Source organism: Streptomyces sp. NRRL S-340 (assembly GCF_000720185.1).
Classification (GTDB): Bacteria; Actinomycetota; Actinomycetes; order Streptomycetales; family Streptomycetaceae; genus Streptomyces.
In genome coordinates this window covers 88991-103873 of sequence record NZ_JOIY01000030.1, presented here as the reverse complement: position 1 = coordinate 103873, position 14883 = coordinate 88991, and the positions used below count along the sequence as shown (strand labels likewise).

General features: G+C 66.9%; 15 protein-coding genes, 1 tRNA gene and 1 pseudogene. 9 read left to right on the top strand and 8 right to left on the bottom strand.

The window, feature by feature from the left end:
• Positions 1 to 94: 94 nt before the first annotated feature.
• The 5 genes from IG64_RS23425 (at position 95) to IG64_RS23410 (ending at position 5873) form a co-directional block, all read left to right on the top strand.
• Complete coding sequence (locus IG64_RS23425; RefSeq protein ID WP_037859417.1) at positions 95 to 1786, top strand: IclR family transcriptional regulator domain-containing protein; 1692 nt, start codon at positions 95 to 97, stop codon at positions 1784 to 1786.
• A gap of 673 nt (positions 1787 to 2459) precedes the next feature.
• Positions 2460 to 2930, top strand: a complete 471-nt coding sequence (locus IG64_RS23420; RefSeq protein WP_037859416.1) for a hypothetical protein — start codon at positions 2460 to 2462, stop codon at positions 2928 to 2930.
• Positions 2931 to 2939: 9 nt separating this feature from the next.
• Positions 2940 to 4754 (top strand): alpha/beta hydrolase, encoded by a 1815-nt coding sequence (locus IG64_RS23415; RefSeq protein ID WP_037859415.1) that lies wholly within the window; start codon positions 2940 to 2942, stop codon positions 4752 to 4754.
• A gap of 89 nt (positions 4755 to 4843) precedes the next feature.
• On the top strand, positions 4844 to 5302 hold the full coding sequence (locus IG64_RS39205; protein WP_078884179.1) for a hypothetical protein: 459 nt from the start codon (positions 4844 to 4846) through the stop codon (positions 5300 to 5302).
• Between the two features lie 495 nt (positions 5303 to 5797).
• Positions 5798 to 5873 (top strand) — tRNA-Arg (locus IG64_RS23410).
• A 68-nt stretch (positions 5874 to 5941) separates the two neighbouring features.
• Here the strand turns inward: IG64_RS23410 and IG64_RS23405 are convergent.
• The 3 genes and pseudogenes from IG64_RS23405 to repSA all read right to left on the bottom strand — a co-directional run.
• Positions 5942 to 7093, bottom strand: coding sequence for a tyrosine-type recombinase/integrase (locus IG64_RS23405; protein ID WP_107474331.1), 1152 nt, complete (start codon positions 7091 to 7093; stop codon positions 5942 to 5944).
• Positions 7093 to 7281, bottom strand: coding sequence for a helix-turn-helix domain-containing protein (locus IG64_RS23400; RefSeq protein WP_037859412.1), 189 nt, complete (start codon positions 7279 to 7281; stop codon positions 7093 to 7095). Before IG64_RS23400 ends, IG64_RS23405 begins: the two co-directional genes overlap by 1 nt.
• A pseudogene (repSA, locus tag IG64_RS23395) lies at positions 7278 to 7628 on the bottom strand (replication initiator protein RepSA); the annotation flags it as partial. The pseudogene repSA and the gene IG64_RS23400, both read right to left, overlap by 4 nt.
• Here repSA and IG64_RS40600 point away from each other — a divergent pair.
• Together IG64_RS40600 and IG64_RS23390 are read left to right on the top strand one after the other, a co-directional pair.
• Positions 7624 to 7767: a hypothetical protein gene (locus tag IG64_RS40600; protein ID WP_199811643.1), complete on the top strand. Its 144-nt coding sequence runs from the start codon at positions 7624 to 7626 to the stop codon at positions 7765 to 7767. The pseudogene repSA and the gene IG64_RS40600 sit on opposite strands and share 5 nt — an antisense overlap.
• 532 nt (positions 7768 to 8299) lie before the next feature.
• A complete protein-coding gene (locus tag IG64_RS23390) occupies positions 8300 to 8719 on the top strand; it encodes a DUF6578 domain-containing protein (protein WP_037859466.1) in 420 nt (139 codons plus the stop codon).
• 275 nt (positions 8720 to 8994) lie between these two features.
• Here the strand turns inward: IG64_RS23390 and IG64_RS23385 are convergent, their stop codons facing one another.
• Positions 8995 to 9555, bottom strand: a complete 561-nt coding sequence (locus IG64_RS23385) for an SMI1/KNR4 family protein (protein WP_051813276.1) — start codon at positions 9553 to 9555, stop codon at positions 8995 to 8997.
• 525 nt (positions 9556 to 10080) lie between these two features.
• Between IG64_RS23385 and IG64_RS23380 the strand changes: the two genes are divergently transcribed.
• Positions 10081 to 10695 (top strand): hypothetical protein, encoded by a 615-nt coding sequence (locus IG64_RS23380; protein WP_158771629.1) that lies wholly within the window; start codon positions 10081 to 10083, stop codon positions 10693 to 10695.
• Positions 10696 to 11471: 776 nt separating this feature from the next.
• Here the strand turns inward: IG64_RS23380 and IG64_RS42350 are convergent.
• The 4 genes from IG64_RS42350 to IG64_RS23365 all read right to left on the bottom strand — a co-directional run bounded on the left by IG64_RS42350 (position 11472) and on the right by IG64_RS23365 (position 13552).
• On the bottom strand, positions 11472 to 11792 hold the full coding sequence (locus IG64_RS42350; RefSeq protein ID WP_078884178.1) for a hypothetical protein: 321 nt from the start codon (positions 11790 to 11792) through the stop codon (positions 11472 to 11474).
• Entirely contained in the window at positions 11771 to 12532 is a 762-nt protein-coding gene (locus IG64_RS23375) for a GntR family transcriptional regulator (RefSeq protein WP_234438598.1), read from the bottom strand. Before IG64_RS23375 ends, IG64_RS42350 begins: the two co-directional genes overlap by 22 nt.
• Positions 12529 to 12741 (bottom strand): hypothetical protein, encoded by a 213-nt coding sequence (locus IG64_RS23370; RefSeq protein ID WP_420709965.1) that lies wholly within the window; start codon positions 12739 to 12741, stop codon positions 12529 to 12531. Before IG64_RS23370 ends, IG64_RS23375 begins: the two co-directional genes overlap by 4 nt.
• A 532-nt stretch (positions 12742 to 13273) precedes the next feature.
• Positions 13274 to 13552, bottom strand: coding sequence for a hypothetical protein (locus IG64_RS23365; RefSeq protein WP_037859403.1), 279 nt, complete (start codon positions 13550 to 13552; stop codon positions 13274 to 13276).
• A 78-nt stretch (positions 13553 to 13630) separates the two neighbouring features.
• Here IG64_RS23365 and IG64_RS23360 point away from each other — a divergent pair, with 78 nt between their 5' ends.
• Positions 13631 to 14386 (top strand): GntR family transcriptional regulator, encoded by a 756-nt coding sequence (locus tag IG64_RS23360; protein ID WP_037859401.1) that lies wholly within the window; start codon positions 13631 to 13633, stop codon positions 14384 to 14386.
• Positions 14387 to 14883: the final 497 nt, after the last annotated feature.

The window sequence follows — 14883 nt, the reverse complement described above, 5'->3', positions numbered from 1 at the left end:
CGCCCCCCCCCCGCCACGCGCATCCATCAGCCACCGCCCGCCCCCCCTTCTACGACCACGCCGGGACCCCCACCCGGCACGGGAGAACCGACCGATGCCCGCGACGCCCTCGACGACGCCCGCGAACCCGACGCCGCACGTCCCCGGGACGGCGGCGCCCGGCACCGCGGCGGGCACGACGCACGCAAGCGCCACCACACGGGCCATCCACACCGCACCAGCCACAACCACCACAAGCACCACACCGGCCGTCCCCGCGGAGGCGGTCACTCCGCTGCTGCGGGGCGTCGGGGTGCTGCGGGCGCTGACGGAGGCGGGCGGAACCCTGAGCCCGAGCGACCTGGAACGCACGACGGGCCTAGCCCGTTCCACGGTCGACCGCATCACCGCGACCCTCGCCCGCATGGGGTACGTACGCCTCGACGGCCGGGACGCCGTCCTCACCCCCCGCCTCATGGAACTGGGCAACGCCTACCTGGCCGCCCTGCGCCTGCCCGCGCTCCTGGGCGCGCGGGCGGACGCCCTCGCCGACGCCCTGGACGAGTCGGTGTCGCTGGCGGTCGCCGACCGGGACGGCATCCGGTTCATCCACCAGGCGACCCGGCGCCGCGCCATGTCGCTGAGCTTCCGCATCGGCGACCTGCTCCCGGCCGAACGCACCGCACCGGGCCCGCTCTTCGCCACCCAGTGGACGGCCGAGGACTGGCACCACTGGCACGAGCGCCGGGCGGCCGACCCGGAGAACCGGGCCTTCCCGGCGATCCCGCCGGCTCCCCCCTCCTCGGCAGCCGACTTCGAGGAGCGCACCGCCCGGGCGGCCCGGGAGGGCTGGGCAGGGGACGACCAGTTGATCGAACCGGGCCTGGTGGCCGTCTCCGTACCGGTACGGGACCCGGCCACCGGCCGGATCGCCTGCGTGGCGAGCGTGGTGAGCCACACCAGCCGCCACTCCGCGGAGCGCCTGCGCGCCACCCTGCTCCCCCGGCTGCGCGAAACGGTCACGGCGATGGAGGCGGACCTGCGGACGGCGCCGCTCCCCGAGCACCCGGCCGCCCCTGTCTCCGGCCTGGCGACCTGGACGGCGGCGTCGAAGCAGGAACTCGGCAGGGAGTTCATCGAATCCCTGGCCCGCGGCCTGACGGTCCTGACCGCCTTCGGCGAGGAGTACCCGACGCTGACCCTCACGCAGGCGGCGCAGGCGACCGGCCTGGCCAGGGCCACGGCCCGCAGGGCCCTCATCACCTACGAGCACCTGGGACTGGTGGCACCCGGCCCCGACCGCACCTTCGCCCTCACCCCCCGGGTCCTCTCCCTCGGCTTCCCGCCCCTGTCCCGCACCTCACTCCCCCGGATCGCCCAGCCCCACCTGGAGGACCTGGCGGCCCAGGTGCACGAGTCGGCGTCCCTGGCGGTCCTGACCCCCGCCGGCGACGAGATCCAGTACACGGCCCACGCGGCCACCCACCGCATCATGAGCGTCAACTTCACCGTCGGCACCCGTCTCCCGGCCCACGCCACCGCAGCGGGCCGCGCCCTGACGGACCCCGGCCCGCTCGGCTACGCCCTGGCCGACGAGGAACTCGAAGAAGGCCTGCGCGCGATCGCCGTCCCCGTCCACGACCGCACGGGCCACCCCGTAGCGGCGGTCAACATCGCCATGCACGCGGCCCGCCACACCCGCGAGGAGTGCACCGAGACCCTCCTCCCCGCCCTCCGCCGCACCGCGTCCCGCATAGAAACAGACCTCCGCACCGCCTCCCGCTTCACCCACGTCCCCCTGACCTGACCCCACCGCCGACGCCCTGATCCGGTACGCTGACGCCAGTCGCGCACACCACCACGAGCCGCCCTCGTGGGATGTGTCGGAAATGCCGTCGTCGCAGATCAGGCCTGGTGCCGTGCGACACCCCCAAACGCTGTAACCGCCCCCGCACACTGCCACCAGGGACAGCTCTGACACTCCTCGGCGAGTGCGGCCGCCCATCGCGCTGCAGAATCCCGGCGACCCCGGCCCGGCGAACGTCTATCCGCTCCCGGCCCTCAAGGACGTGGCATCAAAGCCAACGTCTTCGAAAGCCTCTCAGACCGCAGGCGCCGCTGCACCGGCAGGAATGACAGCTCCCCTCTCTGGATCGCGCTGGGCGTCGGAGCTGTCGTACTCCTCGGAGCCGCGATCGCGGTTGCCGCCGTCTCCCGCCGACGCCGGACGACCACCGAATCACTCCCAACGCCCTTCCCAGTACCCGGACAACCGCCCTACGGATTCCCAGGATTCCCGCCCCCCGTCCGATCGACGACTGGGGTGCCGTCTGAGTACGCCTACTCAGACAGGCTGGTGGCTGATACGGATGGGTCACTCGACGCAGCGTTACTACTGTGCTTCTCGACCACCGCAGAGTTGCGATCGAGCGTTCAAGAGGTCTCGGCGACGTACGACGAGACACGGGGAGGGGCCACGCATGGCGTGGGACGAGTGGGAGCAGCTCAAGGCCGCAGCAGCCGTACAGCACTCCACACGGATGCAGCTCAACCAGCTGCCCGGCGACCAGAACGGCACGAGTTCGACCGGCAGCGGCGCTTCCGGCAGGCTCCGGTCCGACAGGAAGGCATGGTCTACGGCTGGCCAGGGCGTGGGGGACCTGCGGGACGACATCGGCAAGGCACTGACGAAGCTGCGGCGCGGCACGACAGGGATCGACAAGGATAAGGATTCCGCCTGTTCAACCGCGGCAGCTCAAAAGAGGGTGTACGACTCCTGGGAACGCCGCGTGAAGGACATCAGCGAGCTGTGCAACGGGCTCGCCAGCGTGCTGGAAAAAGTGGGGAATGACCAGCTCAAGACTGACGAGTCCATCAAGGCCGAGATCGCTGGGCTGAAGGTCCACTCCGAGGACATGTCCGCCGCCGGCGGCAGGGAAAAGGGCCGGTGATCCGGACGCATGGACCTCAATGAACTGCGGACCATCAGCCCTTCCGAGTACGCCGACGCAGCGGACGGGTACCGCGCGATCAGTGACATGGCCGACGCGGCCAAGGGCCGTATCGACAAGCAGATCACCAAGGCCATGCAGACGGCCAACGAGGGCGAGGCGGCGAACGCGGCGCAGAAGCAGTTGGCCAAGCTCTCGCAGAACTTCCACTACACCCAGGTCGAATGCGGCCTGATCAGCGGAGTGCTTACCGGCTTCTCGTCCGAGATCGCCGCCCCACGTCGCCGCCTGCTCGAGGCACTCGATGACGCGAAGTCGCTGTCGTACACGGTCAACGCAAGCGGCAGTGTCACATACCCCGCCGGTGGCGAGAACGAACAGACCGGAGAGAAGATCGCCGGCGGAACGGTCACCGGGTTCAATGGCATCTACCGCCGCGGACCCGGCCCGGACATGACCGGCCTGCGCAGCCCCAACCCGAACCGTGCGAAGGCCCAGGACATCGCCGACCGCATCGCCCACGCCGTGCAGGAAGCCACGGAGATCGACGACCGCTACAGCACGGCACTGGAAAAACTCAAGGCCTCACCTGGTCTGGCCGTCGACACCAGGACGTGGGCCGACGTGGCGTCCGACGTCGACGCCGTCAGCTCAGCGGCAACCCAATACCTTCTGGACCACATCCCGATGGACAAGTCGCCGGCCGACATCACCAAGTGGTGGAACAGTCTCAGCGATGATCAGCGGGATGAGTACAAGAGGGGTTTCCCTGAGATTATCGGAAACCTGGATGGCGTACCGGCGATGGTGCGTGACGAGGTGAACCGCGAGAACATTCAGACGTTGATCGCGAAACTGGAAGGCCAGCACGACGACGACTCCCAGACGAAGCTGGATGGCTTGAAAGGCATCCAGGAGAAGCTTCTCGCAGGCAGCGACCCACCCATGTATCTCCTTGGTATCGGCGACGAAGGCAACGGCCGGGCAATTGTGGCCTACGGAAATCCGGACACAGCACAGAACATCTCTTCCTATCTTCCAGGACTCACCGCGAGGCTTGACGGGGACTTCCCCGGCGGCACAATGAAGCGCGCCCAGGACACGGCCCTGACGGCCAGGGAAATTTCCCCGCACAGCTCCACTTCGTCAATCGTCTGGCTTGGTTATGACGCACCCCAGATCAGTGCGCGTGACTTCCTGAGCAGCAGGAGTGTCATGTTCACGGACGATGCCGAGGCGGGAGCACCCGCCTACAACCAGTTCATGGCCGGGATTTCGGCGACACACGAAAAAGGCGATCCTCACATCACGGCAATCGGCCATTCGTACGGATCACTCACCGTCGGCCTTGCGGCTCAGGAGAAGGGCGGCATCCCAGGAGCCGATGACATCATTCTCGTGGGAAGCCCTGGGACAGGGGCGAACTCTGCGGGCCAGTTGAATGTAGGTCAGGGACACGTGTTCGTGGGCGCGGCCGAACACGACATCGTTACTGGACTTCCTTCCAAGGGGCAGGTCGGTGGCGGGGTTGTCGGGGGTGTTCTTGGGGGTTTCGCGGGCGCGCCGGAAGTCGGCGCTGCAGCTGGTGCGAGCGCGAGTGACCCGAACGGCGACGATCTTTGGTTCGGCAAGGATCCCGCCAGCAAGGCTTTCGGTGCCACACGGTTCGCGGTGAGTGACGGGCCGACAATTTTCGAGGATCACGGGAAGATGAAAGCCCACTCCAACTACTTCAACCCTACAAAAGATCAGATGTCGGCGGACAATATTGCAAGGATTATTGTCGGCAAATCCGACCAGATCGTTCGGGAGCAGCCTCGGTGAGAAGTACATACCTTGGAATTCTACTTGGCGCTTTGCTGCTGACTGGATGCAGCTCTTCGAACGGAACGTCTGTAGGTGACTCGAAAAAAATGAACATGCAAGAAGCTGCAGAGCACGCCGACAAGATCCTTGACGGCACGTTCGCCGCGATCACGCCGACAGTTCATTGGACCCATGGTGAGTCAACTGAGGGTAGTTGTGACGTATCGAGGCGGCGGGCGGTAATGACCGTAATCTCGGAGGCGCGGAGGGGGAGCTTCCTGGGCGTGGTGGAGCGCTACTGGAAATCACAAGGATACAGCCAGATCGGCATGAACCGGAACGCCGAAAGTCCGGCTATGTATTTCCAGACGCCAGATGAATTTAACGTGCGCCTCTTGATCGGCGACAACGGGCAGGCGTTCTTCGAAGTGGCAACACCGTGCGTGGAAAAGTCATCGGTGTCACCGCCCACCTCGAAGACAATCGGACCGAATTACGCAGGAAAGCCGATTCCGGACCCGAACGTCCACTCCGACTTCTGGTCGGCGTCAACCCCGATCACATGAGCTTCACCGACGCAGTCGCCGTAGCCAGCGGTAGCAGAGATCAATGCCGTGGCCGACGGTGACCGTGCCGATCAGGGCATGGAGTTCGGCGGGCGGGTTCTCGTCCGTCCAGGCTCGCCACCAGCGGTGCAGGACAGTGCCCGGGGGAGCCACAGTTCATCATGGGCGGTCCACAACGTGTCCGAGGACGATCTGAAGGCTTGCTCCTCCCTGGGACGGCCACCGCGCACCAGGGGCTCATGCTGATCGCCCGACACCGTACGCAACTCAGGGAGACAGAGCGTCACCGCACGACACGCTCCGCCGACCGATACAGGGACTCGGCACGCAGGAGCCGCGGCCACGCAGCAGCAGCCGCCTCCGTGTGCGGCCACAACCGCTAGACTGTGCGCGGTGCACCACTCTGGTGGGGCGCCCTGTGGATGTCTGGGGCCCTCAGGGGTCGGAATCCGTCCGATGTGGGCGGATTTCCAACACCTTTGCCCACACATCCCCGCCTTCGTAGCTCAGGGGATAGAGCACCGCTCTCCTAAAGCGGGTGTCGCAGGTTCGAATCCTGCCGGGGGCACCAGGCAAAAGGCCCCGGACCGATCATGGTCCGGGACCTTTGACATCCACTTCTGACATCAACGGGGTCGGTCACTGACGACCGCGACGCCTCCTGAGCAGCCGGTCCATGTGGCTCATGGCCTCGCGCTGCGTGTCCTGGACGACGTGCGTGTACACGTCCATGGTGATGCTGATTTGAGAGTGGCCCAGGATCTCCATCACGACCCGTGGCGCGACCCCGGCCGCCGTGAGGAGCGTGGCCGTGCCGTGCCGGGCATCATGCAGCCGGATCACGCGAAGGCTGGCGGACTGGGCGACGCGGGTGAAGGAGCGGTAGAGGTTGCGCGGCTCGACCGGGCGGCCGGTCCGAGTGGTGAAGACGTACGCGGACTCCTGCCACCCCTCCCCCGCCTTCGCGCGAGCAGCTGCCTGCCGCGTGCGGTGCCAGCGCAGGGGCGCGATGCAGAGAGCGGGCAGCGGAACGGCACGGCGACGGCGGATCTTCGGATCGTCGTCGTAGAGGACGCCACGGCGACGCTGCATCTGCTGGCGGACGTAGAGCACCCGGTTGTCGAGGTCGACGTCCGACCAACGAAGCCCAACGATCTCCCCCCGGCGCAGCCCCATCGCGAAGGCGAGCACGAAGGCCGCGTAGAGCGGGTCTGTGCGGGCGGCGGCGAGGAAGTCGAGGGTTTCGTCCAGCGTCCAGGGGCTCAGCTCCCGCTCCTTGATCCGGGGCGGCTCGACGAGCTTCGCGACGTTCCGCGTGATCGGTTCCTCTCGGCAGGCCGAGGACAATGCCGACCGCAGCACGCGGTGAGCCTCCTTGGCCGTGGCCGCGGTCGCCTCCGCCTCCAGGCGGACAAGGAAGCGGCGCACGTCGGCGACGCCCAGCGATTCGAGCCGCTTCGCGCCGAGGAGCGGCACCAGGTAGAGCCGGACATGTGCCTCGTACTTGTCGTACGTGCTCAGCTTCCGGCGGGGCTTGATGACGTTGTCCAGCCAGTACGGCAGCCACTCGGAGAGCTTGGCCGACCGGGTCAGCACGGGCACGCCCTGGTCGACCTTGTCGAGGAGTTCCCGACGCTTGGCGTCGCACTCGGCCCAGGTCTTGCCGTAGGCGAACTTGCGGGCACGGGTGCCGTCCGGCTGGAGCACGTAGACCGCGCACTGGAAGCGGCCGTCCTTGCGCTTGGTGATGGTGCCGGCCCCGTTGGGGTTGCGCTTGCGCTGGCTGGCCATCAGGAGGCCTCCTCGGTCTCGCGGGTGATGAAGTCGCGCAGTGCGTCAGCGCGAATGCGGCGGGAGCGGCCGACGGTGATGGAAACCAGGCGACGGGAGCGGATCAGGTCGTAGACCGTGGAGCGGCCGAGCTTGAGCCGCGCCATGACGTCGGGCACGGTCAGCAGTTCGGCGGTGGCGGTGGTCATGCTGCGGCTCCTTCCGAGGCGAGGTGATCGCGTAGGGCTTCTCGGGCGGTTTCGCGGTTGGTCTGGATCTCGCGGGCGGTGGTGACGGCGAGGACCGATTCACCGGGGGTGTGGCCGTGGCCGGCGTACTGCCAGTCGGCGAGGACAAGGACGGTGTCCGGCTCGGCGTCGTCCAGGCCGAGGGCGGCGTGTTCCTGCGCGGCGCGGTAGTCGGCGCGTGCCTGACGGAGGGCACCGAGCGTGGTGGAGTACCGGCGGGACTTCGAGGAGAAGTGGCCGCGGAAGCCAAGCATGTGAGCCCAGGCCCAGAGCCGCAGGTCCGGGTAGAGCGGGTCGAGGAGCTTGCACGGACTCCTCTACCGCAAGTGGCCCGGCCAGACCACGGCCCAGGACGCCCACCACCACGAAGCCGAACGGCTCGCCCGCATGAAGGTCATCGAAGACCGCGCCGAAGCGTTGACCAAGCTCAGCACCTGGCACCTATGAGGCGACGAGAGAGCCACACGTGGTGGATGCGGTAAGAGTTTCCCTACTTCATCAAGCCCCGGCTGCGCTCCGCTCCGCCGGGCGCGCTTCCCGGCTCCGCTCCGCCCTGCGCTCCTGCCTTCGGCCCGCTCCGGGCGCGCTACGCCGACGCGCGCCCACTGTGGATAGGGCCGGAGGCCATGAGTCGATCACCGCATAGAGCGGCCACGGTCAAGGACATGCCTCCGGCGGCGATCGGCTGGCACCGGGATGGAGGGGGCGCCGTTTCCGCCCGCGGGTCCGTTGTGGCGTGCGCGGTGGCTCCCATCCCGTCCACCGTCGACCCAGGCGAAGCCGAGCAGACGCGGCCCATGACGTCCAGGTCGTTCGTACAGTGGCGCGCTCCACCTGAACGCCATGGACCACGCCCGCTCCACGGTGTGTGGGTCGACGGCGGACGGGATGGGAGCTGGGGTGAGTGGTGGGTTCAGGTCTGTAGCGGGGACGAGGAAAAGTCCCGGTGAGCGCGCCTCACTCGGCGGACAATGGCAGCATGACGTTGACAATCTGGGTCGATGACTGGCAGATGCAGTGCTGCGGGGAGAGGTTCACGCCGGGGGATGTTGTCTCGTGGAAGCTGCTGGAGACCGATCCGGAGGACTACGCCGACGTTGTCGGTAGCAAGCGTGCGGCTGAGATCGACTTCCACGAGGAGCATCACGGTCAGGAGGAGGAGCACGCGCCGACCTGGTTGAAGGTGCTGACAATCACCGAGGTGCACTGCCGTTACGAGGCACCCCCAGGCAGCACGGGCAACGTGCACCACCCGGTTCCTGGCACAACCGTATTGGTTCCGGTCAGGGAAGCGGACGGGTGGGCAGAGGCTCGACCAGATGTCCGCTTCGCGGGCTACTTGGTGACCGCTCAGCGTGCCACAGACGTGCCGGAAGGCATGGCTACTCAGGGTCAATGAGGGAGCCGGTGGTGCAGTCAAAACTGAAGCTCTTTGCCAGATGAGACAGCCCTTGTCAAGACCGGGTGCGGCGGCTTACACCAGCGGCTGACACCAACGAGCACGAACAACCGCGATCGACGCCGAACCTCAGGGAACGATCGGCCGAGGTTCAGGGGCCGTTGGTCGACGTTGGCGGACCCCGTGATCGACCTGATAAAGATGAGACCGTACGGCAAAGTCCACGAGGTCATCCCGCGCCAGGGCTGGGCCAGGTTGCATATGGTGCGCCCCGTCTACTGTTCCTCGACGTACTGTCCGTCGATCACTGCGAAGTCGCCCAGCCGAGCGGCCATTGCCGTCAGGTATCCGACGAAGTCACTCGCTATGGGCCCGCTCGGCCCTGCTTCGTGGTCCATGTCGATGACCTGGCCGACCTTTCCCCCAGGACCCGGCGACAGGTCCAGCACCGCGCCGTTTCCCGCGCCGTCTGCATCGAGCGAGACCCAACCGAACTGCCACCAGCCGGCCTTGAGCGCCTCGCCGGCCACAACGAAGTCCTTGAGGTCGTCAAAGTCGCCGCTGGTCAGGAGGTCGCGCCACACACTCACTTCTTGCAGGATGCCGTCACAGGACAACAGCGTGCCCGTGGGCCAGCCCCCGTCCGCAGATCCGTTGTGTCGCCGCAGCGAGGCCGTAACCGCCTCAGGCAGCTCGATGCCAAGCATCTCCTCAAGGGCGGCGATCTGCTCACCGGAGGCAGGAGGCATGATCAGATGCGCGGCACCCTGGGCCTCGTACCACCGTTCGATCTCATCCCACGCGTCCACAACAGCCGCCGCGATCTCTCTTGCCATGACGTTCCCCCTGGTGGTTCTCTGCTCAGCTGTCAGTGACGGTGACCTTAGCGACACGCACTGACAGTGCCGCCGGGGGGCGCACCAGCACCGCACGACATCGGCACCAGACCGAAGGGGAACAGTGGGAAATTGCGAGCGTTGGGCACCAGCCACCGCAGCTCCCCAAGGACCGTTTCACCAGGTCGGCGCACAAGTATCCAGTAGATCACCCCAGATTCCCAGTCCCGCGAAACGGAGTCCCGAATGGACCTGTGACGCGATACAGCAGCGAAGTACCGCAACTACCAAAGCCGTTCGCATCCAGTAGCGCCCCTGTGAGGCCCACGGACGACCTGTTTGCCCCTCCCTGACCGCTCCACATAGAGCTACGGATCAGAACGTGCCACTCTCTGCGCCTGGGTGGCGAGATCACGCCCTCTACAGGGAACGGCATGCGGCTGTACCGTGCGATCCGCACACATAGAAGCACCTCAGGGCACTGGAGCCAGACCTGTGATAGCCATTCAACTTGCTTCTGAGGGCATGGACACAGCCTTCATCGCCGCTATTGCTGGCGTGGCTGGCGCCCTGGTGGGAGGGGTGGCCACCGTTGCCGCCGCCCGTTCCTCCAGCCGAGGATCCGTGGGTGCTGCCGCGAAATCAGGAGCCGATGCCTACGGCATGTCCGTTCGGCAGACACGGATGGACTCGTATCAGGAGTTCGCCAAGGCGGCGCGGCTGGCGATAAGTCAGATTCAAGACGCCGCAAACTCAGTCGGGGCGTACAGCCAGAGCATCGGAGAAGACGAGCGTCGCGGTGCCATCCCATCCCTACAGGACCTGCTCGCTCAACTCGACCCGATGGGCGATGCCGCGATCCGCGTGCGACTCGCCGGCCCAAAGGTCGTCGCCGAAGAAGCGTATGCGGTGCTTGAGAAGTGCGGGAACGCGCTGGGTGACCTGGAGAGCTACGTCGGACTGGTCCAAAGCAGCCCCTTCATGTCAGTAGACAGCGACGATCTCACGATCATTACGGATGGTCCCCTGATCCGATACCGCGAGGTAGCAGCCTCCATCGGAGCTGTTTCAAATGCGATCGCAGGGTTCCTTGACGTAGCGCGTGACCACCTGGACGACTGGAATGGAAGACCCGCTTAGCGGTGTACCGAGAGACAGGCCTGGGCGAACACGGACCTGTCCCCGGTGAGTGTCTAACTGCCTGACAACGACGACACACGGCCGCGAACAACCGTGGACGTCAGCGGGCCATCAGCGCAGGTGAAGGGCGCGCCAGCCCCAGGACGGTGAGCATCCCGAGTTGCTTCGGGACGAAGAGGTCCGGCCGTAAGCGTCGACATGGACGTGCGAGACTGCCGTGCCGAGCCAGTCTGTTGATCTGCCGGGGAACCAATTATGTCACCGTCGTTTGCAATCCTCCTTCTGCCGCTTGTATTGCTGGTAGGAGCCCTCTGGCTCGCCTGTGCCGTGCTGGGCATGCACGGCCTACTGCTCGGCCGAATGCCGGGCAGATGGCTACAACACCACGTTCGGCATCCGAGGCTCTGGGGCACGGGGGCGCTGCTCGTAGCGTGTTGCGGTTTCACGTATCCCTCGTTGATCGCCGTTGGTATCGGCCTCATCGCCTTGGGGCACGTCGCGAGACTGACACCGTGACGACCTGAAGTCGACGGATCGTGCCAGTCACGTGCCAGATCGTGCGAGGATTCAGGGGAACACCGGGTAGCAGCGCCCCGAAGCGTCGAACGTGGGCAGCGTGTCTGCCCAGGTCGGCCGTGCGGTGGCCGGTGAATCGCCTTAGCTTCCCAGGCTGAGAGCCCGCCCAAAGTCAGCCGACAACGAGATGTGCCCACGGCACCCGAGCGGGTCAGGGCCGTGGGCCTTCTCAGGCTCGCTGGTGAGCCAGGCCGGGGTCATTAGACGGGCACGAACGGGGCTCCGCGGCCCCGCATGCGGTATCGCAAGCGTCCGCCGCGGCTGGTAGCCACTCGGAGTGTGTCCCTCAGAGCGAGGGTCAGTCCGGCTGCCAGTGACCGCAGTTCCTCCGGTTCCGAGTCCGAGTCGCCGAGAACATCTCGTGCGTGGTCCAGTATCTGGGTTGCCATGCCGAGGTGAGCCGTTTCGGTGTTGTCCGCCAGGCGGGACATGTAGCTGTCGCCGTCATCACTGCTGAGGTAGCAGGGCTTGCCGTCGGGTCCCGACCACGGCAGTAGTCTCAACTCGTTCTGTGATGCCACTCTTCTGGCCTCCTGCCGTCGATCTGGTGGTGAGTGGTGAAAACCGCATCGGCGTGGTCGCCTGGGAACACGAGGAACGCGACCTCGACCACGCGCCCGGCAGCATCGGTCATCACGCGCCTGATGGCGAGAACGGCCCAGGCAGAGCCGAGCCGGAGGACCGACGCTTCCTCCTGTGTCGGCAGGCGAACCCTGACCCTCTCCTGGACCTCCGCCAGCGGCGAGGGCAGATCGTCCACGCTCACCAGCGCCCCAAACCGCAAGGTCGACTCTTCGGGCACGGCAGCCGGCGCCAGGTCCCGGGGTACGTAGATGTGGGCCAGGCTGTGGGGCGCCTCCCCTTCATGGGCGAGACAAATGAACTCAGTGAGAGGGCTTCTGGCCGGTACGTTCATCAGGGCGGCCAGTTGGCCCCGCGCCCGGATCTTGGCCGTGCGCACAGTGACACGTAGAGCTGCGTCCGCCGACGTAGCCGCATCGAGGTGCCGCCCTCCACCGACGTAGGTGAGTCTCCGCAGGGGCCGACGTACGAAGTTCCCCCGGCCGTGGACCTTCTCGATCAGACCCTCTCCCTGGAGGGCCGCCAGAGCACTCCGCAGCGTCGGCAGGCTGACCGCATAGCGCGCGGCGAGGTTGGGTTCAGAGGGCAGGCGTTCGCCGGCCTTGAGGCGGCCGGTGATGATCTGGCTGCGGAGGTCACCGGCGATGGCGTCTCGGCGGGAAGACACGGGCCGGATCACCACCTTCTCAGCATCCGCATGGCGATCATCCGGGACCGTGAGTGCATGGTCAGCAGTTCGCCCGACTCGAACACGAGCTGCTTCGCGCCCTGGCGCAGTTGGATGAGGTCGATCACCAGGCACTGACGGCCGCCGATCTGGATGAGGTCTCCGCGCTGCACGCTCGCTGAGGTGATCTCGACCGGGGAGACCATCGCGCCCGTGGGCATGCGTTCCCTCACCTCTCCACCCCCGCCGACGCGGGTCGGGTGGGTGCCGCGTGGCACGGGCAGTCGCACGCCTCGTAGAGCACCGGAACGTCGACCGGGGCCGTGGCCGGTGCGGACTCCGCGCATGCCAGGTGCGTACCGATCCGGCACGCGGCCGACCGGTACGGAGCAGCCTCAGCGTGCGTGAGGCGATGTTGTGGGCGGTAGGACATCAGTAGGCCACCGCGAGAGCTGACCATGCCTCAGCTGGCAGATGCTGGACCACGACCCGCTGCCGTACGCGCCGCTCCCAGCCCGTCACATACGGCCGGACGAGCGCGTTGTCCTCACCCGCCAGGAGACCCAGGCGGTTCGCGGTGTCCTTTCCCTGCCCGGTAACGGCGGTTACGTGTCCGTCGATAGACATGGACCGCGCGAAGGCGGTCGGCGGCCGGGAGGACGTCGAGGGGCGGCGGTGCCTGCCCTTGCGGGAGTGCCGCTCTCTGGTGAGTGAGACGGCACGGCGGATACGGTTGATCACGCTGCTCAGCTCTTATCGCTGATGGCTCGGTCCCCCGGCATCGCCCGCCGTGGGGACCGCTTTGGCTACGACCGCCCAGAGGGCGCGGCCGTTCAAGCTGGTGGCGAGGAGCCCGAACCGGTCAGCCTCGGACACCGCGTCCAGGACCTCCCGCCACGAGTCGGCGGAAAGCGATTCCGGCACCTCCGCCTCGATCGACGTGCAACGTTCGTGCTCCTCCACACGGGTGGTGAGCCCGACGGCCGATAACCGGGCCGCGATGGCTTCCGCGCTCACTTCACAAGCAGGCACAGGGCAGCCTCCGTCACCGGCGATCACTTTGAGTGAAGCTAGTTAACTAGATCAGAGCTAGTGGACTAGATTTTCCATATGCCTGAGCAGCCGCCTTATCTCCGCATCGCCGACGAGCTACGGCGGCGGATCGCGGACCACGTGTGGGAGCCGGGAGACCGCCTGCCCTCACGCGCGCAGATCGGCCAGGAGTGCGGCGTCGGCGAGAACGTGGTGCGCCGGGCGCAGGAACTGCTGATCTCCCAAGGCGTATTGGAAGGGCGTGCGGGTTCGGGCACGTACGTCGCCGAGCCACGGCGGCGCGTTCGGGTCGTACGTTCCTCGGCGCGCGAGCAGCCCACCGGGTCCCCGTTCCGCGCGGACATGAAGGCCGTCGGCAAGCAGGGGGACTGGGAGAGCAGGACCGACGCCAAGGTTCCGGCGCCGGCGGACATCGCGGCTCGACTCGGTATCGCCGAAGGAGACCTGTGCGTCCGGACGACGTACGAGTTCCTGGGCGACGGCAGGCCGGTGCAGTTGTCGACGAGCTGGGAGTCCTACGACCTCACCGCCGGCACCCTCGTCGTCCTACCCGAAGGAGGCCCGCACGCCGGGGCAGGCGTCGTGAACCGCATGGCCGCCATCGGCGTCACCGTCAGCCACGCCGTGGAACAGCCCGAACCCCGGCAGGCCACCGCCGAGGAAGCATCCCTGCTCGGCATCCAGAAAGCCGCGCTCGTCACCCACATCCGGCGGACCTACTACAGCGACCAAGGACGACCCGTCGAGACAGCGGACATCATCGTGCCCGCCGCCCACTGCGAGATCGTCTACGAGATCCCGATCAACCGGTAGCCGTAGGCAAGCCTGCCGCTGCGAGGGAGTGTCTAACTGAGTGACAAGGCAGAGGGGGTGCCAGCATGACCAGTGACGGCCCGACCTGTAGCGATTGCGGCCAGCCCATGAAGTCCGGTGGCTTCGTTCTCTCCGAGCGGGAGGACGATGGCCGGCGGATCTGCCGGGTGCTGTGGAGGTGTGCCGGTCGGCATGTCTGGTGGCGTTGGGCCGACCGGCCGGGCGAGCCCTTGGAGGTCTGCCCGGTGCCGGGGCTGTTCCGGTGACATCCAACGTTGCCATCAACGACCACGGGCAGCGGCAGCATCCGGCGGCCACGTGTGGCTCCCTTGCACGTGGTGGGGCGTGACCATGCCGGGGCGGGATCGAACTCCTAAAGCGGGTGTCGCAGGTTCGAATCCTGCCGGGGGCACGGGCTGCGCAGCAGGTCAGAGGGGTGACGGCCCCCGTTCTGTTCGGACAGGGGGCCGTTCCTCTCCGGATGCCGGATGGATGCC

Bases quoted from the DNA above. Each gene is read 5' to 3' on its own strand.
- IG64_RS23425 (WP_037859417.1), top strand. From the start codon at position 95: ATGCCCGCGACGCCCTCGACGACGCCCGCGAACCCGACGCCGCACGTC.
- IG64_RS23420 (WP_037859416.1), top strand. From the start codon at position 2,460: ATGGCGTGGGACGAGTGGGAGCAGCTCAAGGCCGCAGCAGCCGTACAG.
- IG64_RS23415 (WP_037859415.1), top strand. From the start codon at position 2,940: ATGGACCTCAATGAACTGCGGACCATCAGCCCTTCCGAGTACGCCGAC.
- IG64_RS39205 (WP_078884179.1), top strand. From the start codon at position 4,844: ATGAACATGCAAGAAGCTGCAGAGCACGCCGACAAGATCCTTGACGGC.
- IG64_RS23405 (WP_107474331.1), bottom strand. From the start codon at position 7,093: ATGGCCAGCCAGCGCAAGCGCAACCCCAACGGGGCCGGCACCATCACC.
- IG64_RS23400 (WP_037859412.1), bottom strand. From the start codon at position 7,281: ATGACCACCGCCACCGCCGAACTGCTGACCGTGCCCGACGTCATGGCG.
- IG64_RS23390 (WP_037859466.1), top strand. From the start codon at position 8,300: ATGACGTTGACAATCTGGGTCGATGACTGGCAGATGCAGTGCTGCGGG.
- IG64_RS23385 (WP_051813276.1), bottom strand. From the start codon at position 9,555: ATGGCAAGAGAGATCGCGGCGGCTGTTGTGGACGCGTGGGATGAGATC.
- IG64_RS23380 (WP_158771629.1), top strand. From the start codon at position 10,081: ATGGACACAGCCTTCATCGCCGCTATTGCTGGCGTGGCTGGCGCCCTG.
- IG64_RS23370 (WP_420709965.1), bottom strand. From the start codon at position 12,741: ATGCCCACGGGCGCGATGGTCTCCCCGGTCGAGATCACCTCAGCGAGC.
- IG64_RS23360 (WP_037859401.1), top strand. From the start codon at position 13,631: ATGCCTGAGCAGCCGCCTTATCTCCGCATCGCCGACGAGCTACGGCGG.